Raw genomic sequence first — 229 nt, forward strand, 5'->3', positions numbered from 1 at the left:
GTTCAGTCCCTGGGCGCGTCGGATGCCGTGACCGACAGCCTGCAGGTCAAGAGCTTCGACGGAACCGCAGCGGCCCTGAAGATCCTGGTGCGCGGCACGAACGAGGCGGCTGTGATCAGCGGGACGAGCAGCGGTCTGTTGAAGGAGGACTCGGTGCTGACGGCCAGCGGCGACCTGCCGATCGCCGATTCGGATGTCGGTCAAGCTGCCTTCAAGGCTGGGACGGTGG

1 protein-coding gene is annotated in these 229 nt (G+C 66.4%); it reads left to right on the forward strand.

Features of this window, described 5'->3' with window-relative positions; translation table 11 throughout:
* Positions 1–27: 27 nt before the first annotated feature.
* Positions 28–229: VCBS domain-containing protein (locus AC0IY1_RS25720; protein WP_471773398.1), on the forward strand; the 202-nt coding region annotated here is incomplete at its 3' end.

It is taken from the genome of Methylobacterium sp. AC690 (genome assembly GCF_979256535.1).